Origin of the sequence: Acetomicrobium flavidum (genome assembly GCF_900129645.1) — a bacterium.
Taxonomy (GTDB): domain Bacteria; phylum Synergistota; class Synergistia; order Synergistales; family Acetomicrobiaceae; genus Acetomicrobium; species Acetomicrobium flavidum.
Genome location: NZ_FSQZ01000001.1, coordinates 1,194,996 through 1,213,093 on the forward strand (window position 1 = coordinate 1,194,996; position 18,098 = coordinate 1,213,093).

Below are 18,098 nucleotides of genomic sequence, written 5' to 3' on the forward strand. Positions count from 1 at the left end.
AATGGCAAACGATAGGCTTGGCGTGAAATGGCTGACCTATTGGCATTGCGCGATAGTTGCAGTCGCCTTGCTTTTAAGCTTCTTATTCTGTCCTTCTGAGCTCGAAGGTCTTGAAGGTTTGTCGCCCAAGGTCTCGCAGAACCCCTTTTATTATCTAAACGACGACTTTGGTCAGCCCATATTGCCGAGCCTTGAGCAGGCAATGCGGGCTGACCGTGCAAGAGGCAGGTTTTTTCTTCCCTGGACGGAAGGAGGCTTTAGGCACTTAAAAGAAGACCTGCTTTGGCCCTTTAGAGCTTACCTGCCCGGAGGGGTTTACGATGAAGCCGGAATTTTGCGCCAAAAAGGGTGGTTTGACGAATTATACGACAAGGTCAAGGTCGAAGCCTTTGGCGGCGTAGACGCCCCAGGCATAACGCTTGCGGAGGTCGACCTTAGGCTATTTCCTACGTATGAGCCGATTTTCTTGTCGCCCGAGCTTCCCGGCGAAGGATATCCCTTCGACTATGGGCAGGTATCTCATGTAAACGGAGGAGAGCCGATCAGGATCTCGCATTTTTCCGCTGACAACTCCTGGGCATACGTTGAAACTTCCTTTGCCGCAGGTTGGGTCGACGCCGAAAAGATTGCTCTTGTAAGCAGGGAAGCAATCGAAGGGTGTTTGTCGATGCCGATGGCGGCAGTGGTAAAGGATAACGAAGCGGTAAGCGAAAACGGCCGTTTTCTTTTTAACGTCAAAATAGGTGCCCTTTTCCCGCTAAATAAGGAGTTGCTATATGAGCTTGAAGTGCTTGTGCCGACAGGCAGGGATGAAAGGGGATTTGCCAAGTTCGACTGCGTTCGCTTGCCAAGGGAAACAGTAAGGAGGTGGCCTCTGGAGTTTACGCAGTGGAACGCTGCCGCGATCATAAACGAGATGATCGGAGAAAGCTACGGCTGGGGTGGTTTGTCCGGCAAAAGGGACTGCTCGGCCACTACCAGAGATTTCTTCTTGCCCTTCGGCGTGTGGTTGCCCAGGAACTCAAAGGCGCAGGCAGAAAGCGGGGTGTTTATCTCCCTTGAGGGGTTGACGGCCCTTCAAAAGGAAAGGCTCATAATCGAGAGGGGGACCCCCTTTGCGAGCTTGCTCTACAAGCCTGGCCATATCATGCTTTATGTCGGCACCTACAGGGGAAAGGTCGTAGTTTTTCATAACCTTTGGGGGCTTAAGACGCAAGTCAAGGGCAAGGAGGGCCGTTACGTCATAGGCCGTTCTATATTCAGCACCCTGGATATCGGAAATGATTTTCCGGACATCAGATCGGAGGACCTCTTGATCAACAACATAACGGGATTGGCGGGTATACTGTAAGCGTTCATCTCTACTAGAAGAACAGATGCCGCGTTAGTATTATGATATGAAGTAAATCTTCGTAATTTTTAACGAATATCATCAGCTTCCAAAGAGTTGGCTCATGAAGAGCTCGCTGCTCCTGGAAGAATAACATTAAACCTTAAAGTTAAGATATTATTATAGCAACAGTATGAACTAATTGTTGTTGATTCTCCTTTTTGCTTGACATGGAGGATATTCAGATGTATGATTTCCGAGAACGGATATATATATCCGTTAATTTGGGGGTGTCCCTGCATGGAAATGCCGCTGTTGGACGTTAGGAACCTAAAGACCTATTTTTACATTGAAGATGTTGTCATTCCAGCGGTGGATTCTGTAAGTTTCGTCGTTCAGCCTGGCGAAACTTTAGGAATAGTGGGAGAATCAGGGTCAGGCAAGAGCGTTACAGCCCTTTCGATAATGCGTTTAATCCCCCAACCCCCTGCAAAGATAATCGATGGAGAGATTTTATTTAAAGGCGAAGACCTCATGCTTAAGAGTGAGGATGAGATGAGGAAGATCCGTGGAAACGAGATCTCCATGATTTTTCAGGAACCGATGACCTCCTTAAATCCCGTTCTTACAGTTGGAGCTCAGATTTCTGAAGCAATTATGCTTCATCAGGGAGCATCCAAGAAAGAAGCGTTAGAGAAAAGCGAACACCTGTTGCACCTTTGCAAAGTCTCTCTCCCCAGAAAGCGACTGCATCAATATCCACACGAGCTAAGCGGTGGCATGAGACAACGCGTCATGATCGCCATGGCCTTAGCCTGCAATCCAAGTTTATTGATAGCCGATGAACCTACAACTGCATTAGATGTAACGGTTCAAGCCCAAATTCTCGAACTCATACTGGACCTTCAAGAAAAAATGGGCACGGCCGTGTTGTTCATTACACACGACCTTGGGGTGATCAATGAAGTCGCCGATAACGTGGCCGTAATGTATTGTGGACGTATCGTAGAGTATGGGAAGACGAAAGATGTTCTAAGGCATCCGCTTCATCCCTATACAAAAGGGCTTTTGGCTTCTTTGCCCACCATCAGGGGACCCAGAAGGCCGCTCAAGCCAATTAAAGGTACAGTTCCGTCACCTCAAGAAATAGCTTCGGGTTGCAAGTTTGCCCCGCGTTGCGATTATGCAGGATGTGATTGCAAAAACGTCGAACCTCCCCTTGTAAATATTGATGATCGACTTGTGCGATGTCATAGCATCCCATGAAATGAGAAAGGGCTGATGTTATGCTCGATAGTTTGCTCAAGTTGCAAGATTTGAGAGTTTACTTCTCGGCATCAAGTGGCCTATTTGGAAAGAAGCAATATGTAAAAGCCGTCGATGGCATCAATTTGGAAATTATGGCAGGCGAGGTATTAGGCCTAGTTGGTGAGAGCGGCTGCGGCAAATCTACCCTGGGTCGGTCCATTGTGAGGCTGGTGGAAGCTGAAAGGGATAGCAAGATATTTTATCGTGGCGATAACATACTTTCCTACGATAAAAGGCAACTTAAGGGGTATCGTAAAAAGGCCCAGATGGTCTTTCAGGATCCCTTTGGTTCCCTTAACCCAAGGTTGACGGTTGGGGAAACGATAGAAGAGGTGTTAATCGTTCACGAAAAAGCGACCAAATCTGAAAGAAAGAATAAAGTCATCAGGCTTATGGATGCGGTTGGATTACCAGCCCATTTCCGATCTAGATACCCTCACGAATTAAGCGGAGGACAAAGACAGAGGGTTGTCATCGCCAGGGCTTTGGCCATAGATCCCGAGTTTCTCGTCTGTGACGAACCGGTTTCGGCGTTGGACGTCTCCATCAGGGCTCAAATTATAAACCTATTCGAGGATCTTCAAAGAAGGTTTAACTTGACCTATTTGTTCATATCTCATGACATGAGCGTTGTGAGACACATAAGCACACGAGTTGCCGTCATGTACCTTGGGAAAATTGTTGAAATCGCGGAGACCGATAGGTTGTTTGAAAGCCCTCTTCATCCATATACAGATGCATTACTGGATTCAATTCCAGATATCTTAACGGAGATGAGGGGTAGGCGCAAAATTCTTGAGGGAGATGTCCCAAGTCCTTTATCGCCTCCCGAGGGGTGTCGATTTCATCCTAGGTGTTTTAAGGCCAAGGAAAAATGCGCAATTGATGAGCCGCCTCTGATAGAGAAGGGAGATAATCATTTTGTAGCTTGTCATTATGCTTAACTTTTAGGGGCAAGTAAAACTGGTGTCAGAAAAGGAAGGAGGCAGGAGAATATGGGTAAGATGAAGGGGTTTTTAAGGGTACCTGTTTTTGTAGCTTCTATGTTGATCTTGCTTTTTGGGGTTTTTGGCATGATGCTCATGGGGCCACCCACGATGGCGGCTGAAAAAAAGGTGATCGTTCAAGCCATGGACCGAGATCCTGACATTCTGGATACTATAAAAGCGGCGTGGTATTCCGATGCATTGATCTATTTACACGATCGCCTTGTGTCGAGGGATTACAATTTTGGGTACCGTCCGGGCCTCGCGACAAGTTGGGATGTATCTGGGGATGGATTGGTATGGACCTTTCACCTGCGTCAAGGTGTCACTTTCCATGATGGGACTCCATTTACTGCCAAGGACGTGAAGTGGACGATCGATACAATAAAGGATCCCAAGACCGCATCTCCTTTCGCAGGCGATCTGAAGGCGATCGACAAGGTCAAAATTGTCGACGATTATACTGTGCAAGTCTTCTTAAAATATCCTTTCCCGAATTTGCTCTTCAATCTATCAAACACAGCATCAGGAATACAGAAGGCTGGTTGTTATGACAAGTACGGAGATGATTACGGCATAAAAGTAGTCATAGGAACGGGGCCCTTCATGTTCAAGGAGTGGGTGCGTGGGGACAGGATAGTTCTCGTTAAGAATCCTAACTACCATTGGGGTCCCGAATGGATGTCAAATCAAGGGCCACCTCTCTTCGATGAGCTGGTCATTCGAACGATCCCGGAAGAAAGTTCGCGCATCATGGAATTGGTGACCGGTGGCGTTCATGTCCTCCGCGATGTGCCTCCGCTCCAGGTTGATAAACTAAAAAACAATCCCGAGATAAATATTTTTACTGAACAGTCAACGAGGCTGGGATATCTTGCATATGCATGCGACAAGAAGCCCTTCGATAACGTCCTTGTGAGGAGGGCCATTAACCATGCTGTCGATAGGGATACGATAGTGAAATACATCTTCAATGGCCACGCAACGCCGGCATATGGCTATCTTCCCCCGGCCCTAAAGGACGAATATCTTGCTGAAAGCGAAAAATTGGGTTATAAATACGATCCCGCTAAGGCAAAAGCCCTGCTTGCAGAGGCAGGATTCTCTAAAGGCTTTGAGACGACCCTGTCTGCAGAGAATGACTCCACATCGAAAAGGCTCGCCGAGGTACTTCAGGCACAACTAGCCGATGTGGGCATCAAGGCCAAGATCCAGCTATATGACAGCGCAAGCTATGTGGCCATGTTGAAGGCAGGTCAACAGGATTTGTTCATTCGTCTATATAGTTGGCCTAATGCGGATATTCTAGACTGGTTCTTGTTGTCGTCGCAATTTCCATACCCGAACCACTCTCGCTGGTGCGACCCAAAGACGGATGAATTGATCAACTCTGCAGCGTCTGCTCCTACATGGGAAAAACGGGCGCAAGGGTATAAGGAAGTACAAAGACATCTCATCGAGCAGGCAGTATGGTGTCCCATCTATATCCCGGATATGATGTTGGCTGTGCGTAAAGAAGTGATAAACTTCAAGATTCATCCATGGATGATTCAATATAGCGACGGCATCGACATTAAGACGAAATAGACCTTGTTTTAAATTCGGTTCACTGGAGGAGGGAGATCACGTGCCATCTCCTTCCTCCAGTGAAAGCAACAGGAGTGGTCATAATGTTGCGCTATTTTGCTAGGCGTATGACGTTTCTTGTTTTAACCTTGTTGGGCATGACGATCATAATATTTTCCATGCTTCATCTGGCTCCTGGAGATCCGATAGATTTGATCGTCGGCCCCAATGTTACGCCAGAGGTTAGGGAAAATATACGTCACCAATATGGTTTGGATGAGCCCCTGGTAGTTCAGTATTTTGGCTTCATGAAATCCCTATTGCATGGAGATCTTGGAGAATCGATAATTCAGCATAAGCCGGTCTCAGAGCTGATAGCTGAGAGATTTTTTGTAACATTGGAATTAAGCATAACGGCTTTAGTGATATCCTTTTTGATCGCAATACCAATAGGTATCAAAGCCGCATTGAAGAGAAATACGATTACAGATTATTCGCTCATGGCAGTTTCTTTAATTGGCATTTCAATGCCAACATTTTGGTTTGGGCTCATGCTCCTTTATATAGTGGCTTTCAAGTTGAGGCTTTTCCCCATTTCTGGTTACGGGACGTGGAAGCATCTTATTTTGCCGGCGTTAACGATAGGTATAACTGATGCCGCTTTGGTTGCGCGAATGGTGCGATCGAGCATGCTCGAGGTCATTCGTCAGGATTATATACGTACTGCTCGAAGCAAAGGGCTAGCTGAAAGAGTAGTGATTAACAAACATGCCTTGAGAAACGCTCTCATTCCGATCATTACCCTGTTTGGGTTGCGCATCGGATGGGTAGTTGGCGGGTCCGTTGTAGTGGAGATCGTCTTTGCAAGACCAGGATTGGGAAGGTTGATGGTAGACTCCATATTGGCTCGCGATTACCCTGTCGTGCAGGGAACAATGATTGTTTTGACGACATGCATAATACTGGGGAACCTCTTCGCGGATGTTTTGTATGCTATCGTAGATCCCAGAATAAAGCTAAGATGAAGTCCCCATGAGGATTAAGGTGGCGATCATATGGCTGAAGAAATCGTAAATACCAGTAGACCTGCTGAGAACGATAGCGCCCTTTATGGCCTGATGAAGCGATTGTTTCGAAACAAAGCTGCTGTTTTTGGGCTCATTATCATAGCATTAATGTTTTTATGCGCTCTGTTTGCCCCAATGTTAGCTACATACGATTTTGCCAAGCAGGATCTTCCATCGATGTTACAGCCCCCATCGAAGGCCCATATATTTGGTACCGATGAATTCGGACGCGATATTTATAGCAGGATAGTTTATGGCTCCAGAGTATCCTTGGAAGTGGGTTTTTTGGCAGTTGGAATTTCGCTGCTGGCAGGTTTAGTATTGGGAAGCGTCGCCGGTTATTACGGTAGGACACTTGATAGCGTCATATGCGCATTGATCGATATAGCCCTGGCATTTCCCATGACATTGTTGGCCATTGCCATAATAGCGATACTTGGTCCGGGGCTGTTTAACGTCTGCTTGGCAATCGCGCTTTCGTCTTGGGGGTCCTTTGCCCGAATTGTCAGAGGTCAGTTCCTGTCTTTAAAAAACCAAGAATTTGTAGAGGCCGCCAAGATCCTGGGTTACTCGGATGTGCGAATTATATTCCGTCACATACTGCCCAATTCGTTGGCCCCATTGGTAGTTTTAACGACCCTTGAAGTGCCTAAGGCAATAATAGTTGAGGCAACGCTCAGCTTCCTTGGTTTAGGGATACAGCCCCCTCTGCCTAGTTGGGGTTCAATCATGAGTTCTGGTCGCTCTTTTCTTTTCGATGCCCCATGGATAACGGTATTCCCGGGAGTGATGATCATTTTGGTGGTTATGGGCTTTAATCTCTTTGGGGATGCCTTGCGAGATACGCTAGATCCAAGGCTTCGAAACTAGATATAGATAATAACTATAAGGAGTGTATAGATTAGATTGAAGCCTTTAATCGGAGTAAGCTGCGCATGGTCTGTAGAGACGTGGTCTTCCGACGAGAGCCAAGATGGTTACCTATACGTTGGAAAGGAATATGTCGATGCTGTTTTGGATTCTGGGGGCGTGCCTTTTGTTCTTCCCATCGTCAGCAATGAAGAAATCCTAAAAGCAGTGGCAATGGACATCGTATCAGTCATTGATGGGTTGTTGCTAAGCGGGGGAGGTAGCGTAGTGGGGATGCCCTCGAAACCAACGCGACCGACACTGATCGAACAGCAGCCAATACGATACCAATTTGAGAAAGAGTTATTGCTCCATGCCCGCGAGAAAGGGATGCCCATATTCGGGATATGTCGCGGTTGCCAGATGATCGCTGAAGTGTTCGGGGGAAAGATGAATTATTCTTGCTTTTTGCAGGGCCATCGGCAAAAAGAGCCTGGCGATCGCCCTACGCATAGCATAAAGATTATGGATAATACCAAAGCTAGACAAGTTGTACAGGTCGACAGCATGATGGTCAACAGCTTTCATGTCCAATGTATAGATTTTGTGCCTGAAGGGTTTGTAGCAAGCGGGATCTCAGATGACGGAGTGATCGAGATGATCGAATCGACTGTTGATCCCTTTGTTTGGGGGACTCAATTTCATCCCGAAGAAATGCGTTTATCCAGCGAGTTGGCAAAAAGGATCATCGATTTTTTCATAAAAAAAGCTCAAACTTATAAACAATCACGATAGCGTCGTAATTAGCAGACAAGCAACCTGTAGCATCGAACTAAATACATGAGTCAATATTTTGACTTTCTTGGGAAGGGATAAAATGCTCGATATAGTTATAAAAAACGGTACGATCATAGATGGAACGGGTAAAAAGGGGTACGTTGCCGATGTCGGGATTAAAGGCGAGTACATATGTAAAATTCATGACGAAATTAAAGATGAGGCCAAAGAATATATTGATGCTAAAGGATTTATAGTATCTCCAGGTTTTATTGATGCCCATGGCCACTCTGACTTTACTATTTTCATAAACAACTTCGGAGAGAGCAAAATAAGGCAGGGCATAACTACTGAGGTGGTTGGAAATTGCGGGTTTACCGCCGGGCCAATCACGGCAGAACATAAGGACGACCAACTCCAATATTTAGCGAATACCATAGTTTTGAGCGATGAGATGAGGGAAAAATGGAATTGGGAAAGTCAAAAAAGTTTTTTGGATTATTCCTCGAGAAATGGGATGTCCTTCAATTTAGCCCCCCTGGTGGGCCATGGAATGATTCGTGTCGGCGTAATGGGGTTTGAACAGAGAAGGCCAACGCATGACGAAATGGATAGGATGAAAGCCCTCCTCAAGCACGAGCTGGATAATGGCTTTTATGGTTTATCCACGGCATTTCAATATGAACCAGGAAATTTCATGGAAATGGATGAAATAGCAGAGTTGTGCAAGTTGGTTAAGGAGTATGATGGTATATATACCATTCACATGCGAGATGAAGGCAAAGATTTAATCCCCTGCGTCAAACATGCCATAGCAATAGCCAGAAAAACCCGGGCGAGGATTCAGATATCCCACTTGAAAGCCACCTATAAACCCAATTGGGGCAAAGTTAACGAAGCAATAGCATTGATTGACGATGCCTACAACGATGGTTTGGATGTGGGATTTGACGTCTACCCCTATACGGCCTTTGGCAGTGGGCTGATCGACTTAGTCCCGCCGTGGGCGAAAAAAGATGGCCCCAAGGAAATGGTGAACTTGCTCAAGGACGAAAAGGCGAGGCGAAGGGCCGTTATGGATATGAAAGACGGGATAAAAGATTGGGAAACGATAATGATCTGCGACGATTGGGATGAATGTGTCAAAATTGCGTTGTTAAAGAGCGAGAAGAATAAAAAGTATGAAGGTATGACCATAAAAGAGATTGCCAAAGACATGCAATGCTCTCCTTACGAAGCCGTAATCCAACTGTTGATCGATGAAGATGCGGCCGTAAAGTGCATATATTTCGCCATGTGCGAAGAGGATTTGATTAACATCATGCGACACTGTAGGGCATGCTTTGGAACCGACGGAAGGGCATGCGCAACCTATGGCGAATTGAGCAAGGGTTCTGTGCATCCGCGTTATTACGGCACATATCCGAGGATATTTGGGCGCTACGTAAGAGAAAAGAAAGTGCTAACTTTGGAAGAGGCCGTTAAAAAATCCACCTCACTACCGGCTGAAAGATTTCACATACACAGGCGCGGAGCGGTTAAAGAGGGTTATTTTGCCGACATAACCATATTTGACCAGGACAAAATTATCGATACCGCTACCTTTAAAAACCCTCACCAGTACCCTCAGGGCATCGAGCATGTCATCGTAAACGGCAAAGTAGTCATAAATCGAGATGCTCATACCGGACGATTGCCGGGTGTGGTCCTTCAGAAAAAAACAGGTTGAAGCGTGGGATGCCTGGAATTGAGGCACGACTTATCGTAAGAAGCATGGCGGTGCCACGAGTCCGGAAAGAGCAATTATTTTATGGCTGAATTCCTTGACATCATCGCCTCGAAATCGATGGCCCTTTTAAAGCTCAAGTTTAAGGTTAAAAGTGGAGCAAAATAAAGAAAAATACTTAATAAATCAAAGTTAATGTAAAAAGCCTTTTAAGTATAGATTTATAGGGGTAAAATTCATTATTGCTTCTGAGCTTTCCAGTCCATGGTCAAGGAAGCTTCATCTTTCGCATATACGACGAATACCGTATCTTTGCGCTATCTTCACTGCCCTTTGAAACTCAGCGCGATTGATGGACTTTGAAAGCTCGGGATACTGTCTAGCCATGTATAAAGGGCGGTACTGGTCCATTATGTTTACGAAGGTTTCGGTAGAAATTTCGGTGGCCAAAAATTCCATCACCTTTTCCGTGCCGGCAAGGTCGCCTGGAAGCACCAAGTGCCTCGCCAAAAGCCCTTTTACGGCAATTCCACTATCGTCCGTCTTTAAATCTCCCACCTGTCGGTGCATTTCCTTGACAGCTTTCTTCGCAACTGTGAAGTAATTGGGGACCTGGGAGTACCGATTGCCCGTCTCGTCGTCGCCGTATTTTATGTCCGGCATGTATATGTTGACGATCCCATCGAGCAACTTCAAAGTATCGACGGAATCGTAGCCGCCCGTGTTGTAGACGATGGGAATTTTCAAACCCTCCTCGAAGGCGATAAGAAGGGCTTCCAATATTTGGGCGACGCAGTGCGTGGGAGATACCAAGTTAATGTTATATATGGTTTTATAGTATAAAGCCTTAAGCGAAAATGAATAGGACTGTATAATAAGGTTAAGGCTTTATATCGCCCGAAGCGTAAAAACGCAATAGGAAGAATAAAATTTTTGCCGGGGATAGGCCAGCCTTGCAAACTGGCTGACAAGCGAAGTCTCCCCGCTTCCCCGGCAACAATTTCAAAAATAGGGAGACAGAAAGGGAGACGAAATATGAAATCTATGAAAGGGAAAGTCATTCGGGACATTAGGAACCAGGAAGCAAAAAGAAAGCAACTCCAAAAGGAGGTGTTCAACCAGCGGTACAATGCTACGAAAGAGGCGAAGTTCATAGACAAGGAGGATATAAATATGAATAGCTTCCGGGCTATTCCTAAAAGCGTGATACAAGAGCTAGGCTTATCGAAAGCGGCCCTGGCTGTTTATCCGGTGCTCTGCTGTGAGGCCGATTTTGAGAAGGATGAAGCCTTCCAAATATCGCAGAAAAATATTGCCCGCTTTGCAGGAGTGAGCGAGAACAGCGTCCGCAATGCCTTGAAGGAATTGGAGAACGCCGGACTGCTAACAAAAGAAAAGGTTACAGATGGCCCCCGCCACTTCTACGTCTATAAAGTGACCTTTTATCGTAGGCCTGAGCTAGAAGCAAACGAACAACGTGGGGATGCAATCTATTTTTATAACTGCATTATTGATAACGGAATATGGGCTGAGCTAAAACCAAGGGCGAAGGTTCTTTATTTGACCCTGCGTGCTGTCGCGAAGCAGGATCTTGAACTATATTCTGTTATCGAAGGGGAGAATTACGGTGGGGATTGGAACGGGGTTAACTACGATGATTATATCCGCAACCGTAAATGGGACGTCTGCGATATTTCCCTTTCTAAACTCTGTAAGCTAGTTAAAATTGAACGTACGAATCTAACCCCAATATTGGAGGAACTAGAACGATATAAATTGATTGAGAGGGTTGGAGAATGGACGAAAGTTTATCTAAAACCTGGACGTCTGTTAAGACACAAAACCTTAACGTCTAAAATCGCCTATTAAAACTTAACGGTTGCCTTATTAAAAATTACGGGTTGCCCTATTAAAATTTTAGGGTTGCCCTATTAAAATTTAAGGGTTGCCCTATTAAAACTTAACCATATATATAGAATATTTATTTAGAATTAAATTAGAATTTATTAGAATTATTAGGCTTTGAACTTGGAAAGTTCAAAGAATGTGAGATTCTTCTATTAAAGAAAAGATAGTATTCCTCCATTAAAGAAAAGATAGTATTCCTTCACTAAAGATTTACAAAGTTTATTTAGAATTAAATTAGAATTTATTTATGCATTGAACTAAAATTCAATGGATGATTAATTAAATCAAATTCCTCCAATTAAAGATTTACAAAGTTTCCTCCAATAAAGATTTATATAGGTTCCTCCAATAAATAAATGTATTCAGCCATTACTGCTTTTAGCAGTTCGGCCCATTACAAACAAAAATATTCTTTCCATGAAAAATATTAGTGGGTTCCGCCATCCTGCTTTCAGCAGCCCGGCCAGTCCCATATAAAGGCTCCGACAGTCCTGCGCCGGCCTAGCTATGCATTGACCCCGGCCCGGCTATGCATCGCCCCCGCCTATGCACCGATTTACTGCCAATTTTTTGCCATTTTAAGCCGCTGAAAAGCCTTCCCCATATAAAAGGTATTCCCCACAGCCTATAGAGCAAAATAGAGCAAATTTGATGGCTTATTTTTGTGTTAACCTGGTTATCACGAATCCTAAGCTATACGATGCTCTCATCGAATACTTCAAGTCTAAAGCGGATAAGCAGCCGGCTACCTACAACCGACCTTATTCTAACCTCCATGCGTTCTTTGAATTCTGTGTCGCACAGTCGTATTTAAGATCCAACCCACTCAAAGACCTTGGCCTCAAAAAACGCAAAGACGATGGTGAAACTGTACGCCATGTGGATGAGTCTACCCTCGAAAAACTGCTTAAAGCTATAGACAAGAAGACCTATACAGGGTTGCGTGATTATGCCCTTATTCTTCTTACTCTCGATACGGGTATACGACCCAAGGAAGCACTTAGCCTCACGGTTGATGACGTAGATCTGGATAAGTTGATTGTGCACGTCCGCAAAGAGTATTCCAAAGTGAAGAAAGCGAGGATTCTTCCAATATCCCCTGTTACGGCTGCTGCCATAGGCGAAGTGATTAACATGACTCCCGAAGAATGGGGCAATATGATATTCTACTTCACTACCGGCCTTCCAATGACAACCCATATGTGGACTAAACGGTTATACATGTACAGCAAAAAGATAGGCGTTAAAGTGACACCATATTCTCTACGCCATACATTTGCCATCATGTTTCTTAGAAACGGCGGTAACCAGTTTGCCCTAAAGTACGAAATGGGACATAGTACGATGGCTATGACGTCGCGTTATGTAAAACTAGCACAAATGGATATAGAAAACCAGCATAAGATTGCTTCACCTGTAATCAAACTGGTCAGACGAAGTATAAGGCCTGGCAAAAGAGGCTCAACCAAAAAGTCATAAGCATTAATCTCCACTTAATAGTAAAAGGCCCAGGGAGTATTTCCCAAGGGCCTTTTATACTACCGATATCTGTCTAAGTACGCTTTAAGAAGAGCTTTGAATAACAGGTTATGGTTTGGCACTTTAAGGTGCAGCAGTTCATGCACAATTACTTCAGCCCTGAAATCTGCTGGTTGATGCAATAGCCATGGAAGATCTTACGGAGATAGTCGTAGTCCTGATTCCGTTCCTGGAACAAGATATGATGTTGGGCAAACTTGTCTCTGTCCCAACTACCATCATCGTAGCGCTTGTATAAGTCATCGTAGGGCGTAGCTGAGATAATGAATGAATCTAGCGTAATATCCTGTCGACCGCTTCTTCGCCCTACCTCCTTTCCTAGCTCGCGTAAGCGCTCCCACAGACTGGCTTTTTCATCGTGCTCGTAAGCCTTAGCGTGTAACATGCCGTGCGGCTCGATAAAGACGATGCGCTGTTTTTTCTCATCCACAATCCACAAGATAAAGTCAGGGTAGAAACCGCTCTCTTCAAAGAAACCCACGCCCTTTCCTCTGCTCAAGTTTCGCAGGAGGAAGATTTCCTTTCCCGCCAGCGACTTATCCTTTTCAGCCTCCCAGTAGTCCTTCAGGTCACGGACGAAGCGTTCTTCACTCTCTTCCAGCAGCGGTGGGTCAGCGGTGAGCACACTGCCTTTTTTGAGAAGCAGAGGCAGATAGATGCTCCGGTCGAAGTAGAGGCGTGGCAAGCCACTGTTTTCTTCTTTAATAAGTTTATCCATATCTTCGCATAGTCTTTCGATGGCGGTAACTATGTCTCTGTGTGAATGGGGTACGCGCACGATGTAGGCGGCTCTTTTTTCCTGCACACTCGGACGTTTGAGAGCCAAGTTGGGATCATCAAGGTCAAGGGGGCGATAGATCAAGTTTTGGCTGTCCCAGCGCTCGTGAGCTCGGCGGTAGAAGGTGTCCAGGTACTTGCGCAGAATGGCTGTGACCGCTTCTTGCAAACGGGTGCGGTCAGTGAAGGTACGAGGACGGAACACGGCTTCACTTGCCTTCAGAGTATAGGGAACTTTTTCTAGGATAGCGCGCAGGGTTTCGGGACGAATGACCAGGTTGCTCCAGCCCTTGCGCGCCTTGTAGTCTAGCAGCTCGAGGTAGGCCTGTTCCCAATCCACCAATGTCAGACTTTCTGACGGGATAGTGGTCGCCTTATATTCGCTTTGGGCGCGAGCGTCCTGCAGGCCCACCGCGCCGCTTTCCAGTACCTGCACTTTGACCGATAAATCCACCCTCAGGCGGATGTTTTCATCAGGGGTGAGCAGGAGTATCGTCTCGGTAGCAAAGTCACGGCCGCTCTCAGGACGCGGTAGCACCAGCCCGCGCTGAAGCATCTGTTCGTTGGTCCATATAGGGAGCGGTAGTTCAACCAGCGGCTCGGTCTCTACCCCTTCTCGTTCAAGATAATCACGGAATTGAGCCATATAATTAGCGCGCACAGCAAAGATGTTGAGTGTCTCCAGCAGTTTGATATACGGTGGATGATTGCCCGGAAGGGCAGCACTACGCTTTAGAGAATGGTTTTTCCCGCGCAAGCGTACACCGCGCCCGAAGAGTTGGATGATTTGTGAACCTTCCCGTCGTCCAATGTTGAGAAGTCCCATGTTGGAGACGCGCCAGGAATTCCAGCCTTCCATGAATTTCTTGGCACCAATAAGAATATTAACCGGCGTGTCGGGGTGGTTGATATCCGTAAAGAGCGAGGAGGCGATAGCGTCTTCCTCCAGTGTGATGCCGGCGCCATCGGCTTCCACCAGTTTTTTGAATTCCGCGGTGTCGCCAATGTAGATGAGACCGAAATACTCCTCGGCGCCGGATGCCCTTAACCCCAGCTCGCCAGCGGCACTTTTAATGTCGCACACGTGCAGACCGCCACCGGCCGGGGAGTGAAAGACCCGCCGCAGGATGTCATCGTATAGGGCTTCGGCGGTAAGGCCAGTTTCACGCACGTACGGGAAGCGCCCGGCGAACAGGTCTATCCCATCTGGCGTAACGAGACCGCTTTTTCCCGCCAGGAGTTCTTCGATGCCTTTGACCGCCCAGTCGCGGTTTGCCAGCACTCGATGGAGAAAACGCACCACAGTTAGCACATCGCTGCGCTTCTGTTTGTTCTCGCTATAGACAGCGTTGACCGTGCTACCGACAAACACCCAGAGCGGCTTTTCCAAATTGTATGGACGCAGGATCTCGGCTTGTTCATCAAACAGGCACTGTTGCTCATAGAAGGAGAGCAGGTTGCCCAGAAGGAGCAGATCGGTTTTGGCCTCGTCGGTCTCATCCTGCAGGTTGAGGATACGAAAGTCCTTGCCGTAGCCATCCCCGTAAAAGTACCGGTAGGAGTAATCAAAGACGATGGCCTTGCCGTATTCGGCAGTAAGCGGATCGTTGCGCGCCGCCGAGAGAGCTTGCCCAAAGGTTGCGCTGTATTCAAAGGTGAAACCTGTTTCGCCAAGTGCATCGCGGTACTTGCGCCAAGCTTCGCCGCCGGAGCCTTTGTGCCCTTCGTCCACAAAGATCAGATTACGGCCCTCGAATGCCTCTACCGGCACGCTAACCCCACCACCGCGCTTTTCTTCAACAAGTTTAGTGATTTCGATAACCTGCACGGTGTGTTTACTGTCGCTCCACAAGCCGCCGTGGTTGAGATCGAAGCGGCGGGCGGGAATACCGGAAGCGGCAAGTTCGGCCAGGTGCTGCTCACTCAGGCCCTCGTTGGGCGTGACCAGAAGGATGTTATCGAGCGGCTCCTTGTTGTAGTGCAGGAATTGATAGTAGTTAAGATGCAGAATCAGCGTCTTGCCGCTACCTGTAGCCATCCAGTAAGCCAGCTTGGTCAGGTCGGTTTCGGTGAAGGGCTCGTCCTGCGGCTCGCTGGGCAATTTCTTTGCGTTGCGCTGGCACACAAAGGCGTTCAGATCAGCCAGGAGTTGCGCTTTGTGGTTGAACAGGCGGTCGAGGACGATTTCCGTGTACAGCGCTGCCAGGTATTGAAAATAGCGGAGGGTAATGGGCTGGGTGCGGCAGGCGTTAATGACTGCTAGGTGCGCGCGAATATTGTCGTCATAGCGTGCAAGGTCATCGGCAGAGATTTTGAGCTTGCTGCCGCGCGAGATGAGGCGGTAGTAAATATGGCTGCGCCCCTGCGCATCAAAACCTTCCTCAGCCTGTTTCATGTCCTCCAGCAGTTCACGGTTTTTCTCATAACCCAACAGGCTGTTGAGCCAGGAAAGCAGGAGGAGGCGGTTTTCGAGTTTTTGGTATTGGGTTGACCCGTTGCTCATGCGCCAACCACCAACCTCTCAAAACCGAATTTTATAATAAGAGCAATTCGTCTCCTTCGTTCCTTAAGGAAATCCTCGTAATCAAGTTCGTACCAGTTTGAAGGCAATCCATGCCAATCATACATCTGTTGAAGTTCATCGGAAGCGAAGCGTTTTTCTAGTTCCGGCACATAGTCCCTGGGAGCTCTGTCGGAAATCTTGATATTGTCGCTCCATTCCACCAAAGCATAGTTTGCTACCTGGTTAATGAGACGCTTTTCTCGAACCCCTATTCGTTGCAAGTATTTGCGGGGGAAGAGATGATGACGTTCCAAAGCAGTCTTTTTGGCCTTCGTGGTAGGATCTAGCAACTCGGACACCTTCATCTTCGAATACAAGACCCGCGCTTCCAACAGACAAAGCGCGGCATAGTAGGCAAATTGCGCAGTATTCCTGGCAGCAGCGGTTTCCAATTCGTTGGGCAAGGTTACTTCCCAATAGTCTTTTGTCAAGACGGCGCTAATCTGCTCATCTAGAATGCGGACAAAGTCGTCGGCTGTGTTTGCGCTGCGCAGTAAGGCCATATCCTGTTCAAACCGCGCTTCGGGCGAACTTGTATAACGCCCCGTGAGCGTTGCCATAAAGAACCAGCGTGCCATCACTTCACGCAAACGGTACAAATCTACTTTGAAGTCCCGCTTCCCTATAAGCCACAATGCGTAAGTGTAAAGAACAGCCATTTGCGAGGAGATGAGTTGATCGGAGGGGTATCCTGCCCTTTTCAGCACCTTGAAAAACTCATGCCAGTTTTGAAGGTCCAAAACATATGCCTGAGCCTCTTGCAATAAGGCAAACTGCTTTACGCGCTGTTCATCGGAGAATTGCCGCGTTTCCAGGTCCTTCCCTCGAAGCAGGGAATAAACATGCTCTAAGCGAGCGCGGCGAAACCCCAGTGCCACGCTTACGCGCAGCAGCTGGTCAGGATTTGGGCGTAAATAATGATTAAAAGGTGAAGGACTGCCATCCGGGGAGGGTGCTTTGCTGCGCCGACAAAATTCTTCCAGCTCTTTGCGACCCTCGTCCCAGAATACGGACATCAAGGTAAGAATAAAATTGGCCTGATTTAGAGGTGTCCCTTTACTATTGATACGCACAAAGATCTCTGAAACCTTGTCTTCGTCAACGGAAGAGGAGATCTCCAGCGCGGTGAGTGGATATTCTTCCAGTTTGATCAGTCGGTCAATTCTCTCATGAATTATATCTTCTTCTTCGACGGTCAAGGGGCGCCGTTTTCCTAATTTCTCAAGGAATTTTCTCTTGAAAGCATGCGGTTTCGTATCGGGTTGCCATAAAATGCTAATGTCAGGAATCCACTCTACATCCTTCTCAATCGCTGCATTAGAGACTTCAAATTTCTCACTCAGCGGATGAAAAGCTATTTTTATCCGCTGGGACTTGAAGTCTTTTGTAATCACGGGTACGGCTTTCATAACTGCGTATAATGAGGTCAACCTTTGCTGGCCATCTACGATGAGCAGACGCGCCACCTTTTGTTTTGGAGCAGCACCAATCGTTCGGTGGGTATCAGAACAACCATTTTCCCAGAAGAGAAGATAACCAATGGGAAAGCCGCGATACATCGAGTCAAACAAATCGCGTACCTGGGTCATCGGCCAAACAAAGGGACGCTGAATATCAGGAAGCCCGATTTCTCCCATAGATATATCTTCAACCAGTTTCTTAAGGATATAATCAACCTTCTTGAAGAGTACTTCTGCCATAC

The 18,098-nt window shown here is 46.9% G+C and carries 14 protein-coding genes; 10 read left to right on the forward strand and 4 right to left on the reverse strand.

The features are described from left to right. Position 1 precedes the first annotated feature (1 nt). From BUQ78_RS06140 to BUQ78_RS06175, 8 genes are all read left to right on the forward strand, one after another. A complete protein-coding gene (locus tag BUQ78_RS06140) occupies positions 2-1,351 on the forward strand; it encodes an SH3 domain-containing C40 family peptidase (RefSeq protein ID WP_074199617.1) in 1,350 nt (449 codons plus the stop codon). Between the two features lie 279 nt (positions 1,352-1,630). Beyond that, positions 1,631-2,596, forward strand: coding sequence for an ABC transporter ATP-binding protein (locus BUQ78_RS06145; protein WP_074200184.1), 966 nt, complete (start codon positions 1,631-1,633; stop codon positions 2,594-2,596). A 20-nt stretch (positions 2,597-2,616) separates the two neighbouring features. Then, positions 2,617-3,582, forward strand: coding sequence for an ABC transporter ATP-binding protein (locus tag BUQ78_RS06150; RefSeq protein WP_074199618.1), 966 nt, complete (start codon positions 2,617-2,619; stop codon positions 3,580-3,582). Positions 3,583-3,633: 51 nt separating this feature from the next. Beyond that, entirely contained in the window at positions 3,634-5,211 is a 1,578-nt protein-coding gene (locus tag BUQ78_RS06155) for an ABC transporter substrate-binding protein (protein ID WP_074199619.1), read from the forward strand. Between the two features lie 83 nt (positions 5,212-5,294). Further along, complete coding sequence (locus BUQ78_RS06160) at positions 5,295-6,215, forward strand: ABC transporter permease (RefSeq protein ID WP_074199620.1); 921 nt, start codon at positions 5,295-5,297, stop codon at positions 6,213-6,215. Between the two features lie 30 nt (positions 6,216-6,245). Beyond that, on the forward strand, positions 6,246-7,127 hold the full coding sequence (locus BUQ78_RS06165) for an ABC transporter permease (RefSeq protein WP_014807764.1): 882 nt from the start codon (positions 6,246-6,248) through the stop codon (positions 7,125-7,127). Positions 7,128-7,163: 36 nt separating this feature from the next. Next, positions 7,164-7,901 carry a gamma-glutamyl-gamma-aminobutyrate hydrolase family protein gene (locus BUQ78_RS06170; protein ID WP_074199621.1) on the forward strand — a complete coding sequence of 246 codons (738 nt, stop codon included), beginning with the start codon at positions 7,164-7,166 and terminating at the stop codon, positions 7,899-7,901. An 82-nt stretch (positions 7,902-7,983) separates the two neighbouring features. After that, the gene (locus BUQ78_RS06175) at positions 7,984-9,612 is read left to right on the forward strand and encodes an N-acyl-D-amino-acid deacylase family protein (protein WP_074199622.1); all 1,629 of its coding nucleotides are present in this window, start codon (positions 7,984-7,986) and stop codon (positions 9,610-9,612) included. Between the two features lie 276 nt (positions 9,613-9,888). On the opposite strand, the gene BUQ78_RS06180 is transcribed toward BUQ78_RS06175, so the two are convergent. Next, positions 9,889-10,356: a radical SAM protein gene (locus BUQ78_RS06180; protein ID WP_318259543.1), complete on the reverse strand. Its 468-nt coding sequence runs from the start codon at positions 10,354-10,356 to the stop codon at positions 9,889-9,891. Between the two features lie 288 nt (positions 10,357-10,644). On the opposite strand from BUQ78_RS06180, the gene BUQ78_RS06185 reads away from it, so the two are divergent. Further along, the gene (locus BUQ78_RS06185) at positions 10,645-11,478 is read left to right on the forward strand and encodes a helix-turn-helix domain-containing protein (RefSeq protein WP_074199623.1); all 834 of its coding nucleotides are present in this window, start codon (positions 10,645-10,647) and stop codon (positions 11,476-11,478) included. Between the two features lie 918 nt (positions 11,479-12,396). Further along, positions 12,397-12,996 carry a tyrosine-type recombinase/integrase gene (locus tag BUQ78_RS06190; RefSeq protein ID WP_159432092.1) on the forward strand — a complete coding sequence of 200 codons (600 nt, stop codon included), beginning with the start codon at positions 12,397-12,399 and terminating at the stop codon, positions 12,994-12,996. A gap of 59 nt (positions 12,997-13,055) precedes the next feature. Here BUQ78_RS06190 and BUQ78_RS10185 read toward each other — a convergent pair whose 3' ends face one another. The 3 genes from BUQ78_RS10185 to BUQ78_RS06205 are packed head-to-tail and all read right to left on the reverse strand — an operon-like array spanning position 13,056 to position 18,096. Continuing rightward, positions 13,056-13,142, reverse strand: a complete 87-nt coding sequence (locus BUQ78_RS10185) for a M48 family metalloprotease (protein WP_404792230.1) — start codon at positions 13,140-13,142, stop codon at positions 13,056-13,058. A 2-nt stretch (positions 13,143-13,144) separates the two neighbouring features. Further along, the gene (locus BUQ78_RS06200; RefSeq protein ID WP_074199626.1) at positions 13,145-16,336 is read right to left on the reverse strand and encodes a DEAD/DEAH box helicase family protein; all 3,192 of its coding nucleotides are present in this window, start codon (positions 16,334-16,336) and stop codon (positions 13,145-13,147) included. Next, on the reverse strand, positions 16,333-18,096 hold the full coding sequence (locus BUQ78_RS06205) for a GmrSD restriction endonuclease domain-containing protein (RefSeq protein ID WP_074199627.1): 1,764 nt from the start codon (positions 18,094-18,096) through the stop codon (positions 16,333-16,335). The genes BUQ78_RS06200 and BUQ78_RS06205 overlap by 4 nt, the downstream gene beginning before the upstream one ends. Positions 18,097-18,098: the final 2 nt, after the last annotated feature.

Bases quoted from the DNA above. Each gene is read 5' to 3' on its own strand.
- BUQ78_RS06140 (WP_074199617.1), top strand. From the start codon at position 2: ATGGCAAACGATAGGCTTGGCGTGAAATGGCTGACCTATTGGCATTGC.
- BUQ78_RS06145 (WP_074200184.1), top strand. From the start codon at position 1,631: ATGGAAATGCCGCTGTTGGACGTTAGGAACCTAAAGACCTATTTTTAC.
- BUQ78_RS06175 (WP_074199622.1), top strand. From the start codon at position 7,984: ATGCTCGATATAGTTATAAAAAACGGTACGATCATAGATGGAACGGGT.
- BUQ78_RS06165 (WP_014807764.1), top strand. From the start codon at position 6,246: ATGGCTGAAGAAATCGTAAATACCAGTAGACCTGCTGAGAACGATAGC.
- BUQ78_RS06200 (WP_074199626.1), bottom strand. From the start codon at position 16,336: ATGAGCAACGGGTCAACCCAATACCAAAAACTCGAAAACCGCCTCCTC.
- BUQ78_RS06160 (WP_074199620.1), top strand. From the start codon at position 5,295: ATGTTGCGCTATTTTGCTAGGCGTATGACGTTTCTTGTTTTAACCTTG.
- BUQ78_RS06150 (WP_074199618.1), top strand. From the start codon at position 2,617: ATGCTCGATAGTTTGCTCAAGTTGCAAGATTTGAGAGTTTACTTCTCG.
- BUQ78_RS06185 (WP_074199623.1), top strand. From the start codon at position 10,645: ATGAAATCTATGAAAGGGAAAGTCATTCGGGACATTAGGAACCAGGAA.
- BUQ78_RS06205 (WP_074199627.1), bottom strand. From the start codon at position 18,096: ATGGCAGAAGTACTCTTCAAGAAGGTTGATTATATCCTTAAGAAACTG.
- BUQ78_RS06155 (WP_074199619.1), top strand. From the start codon at position 3,634: ATGGGTAAGATGAAGGGGTTTTTAAGGGTACCTGTTTTTGTAGCTTCT.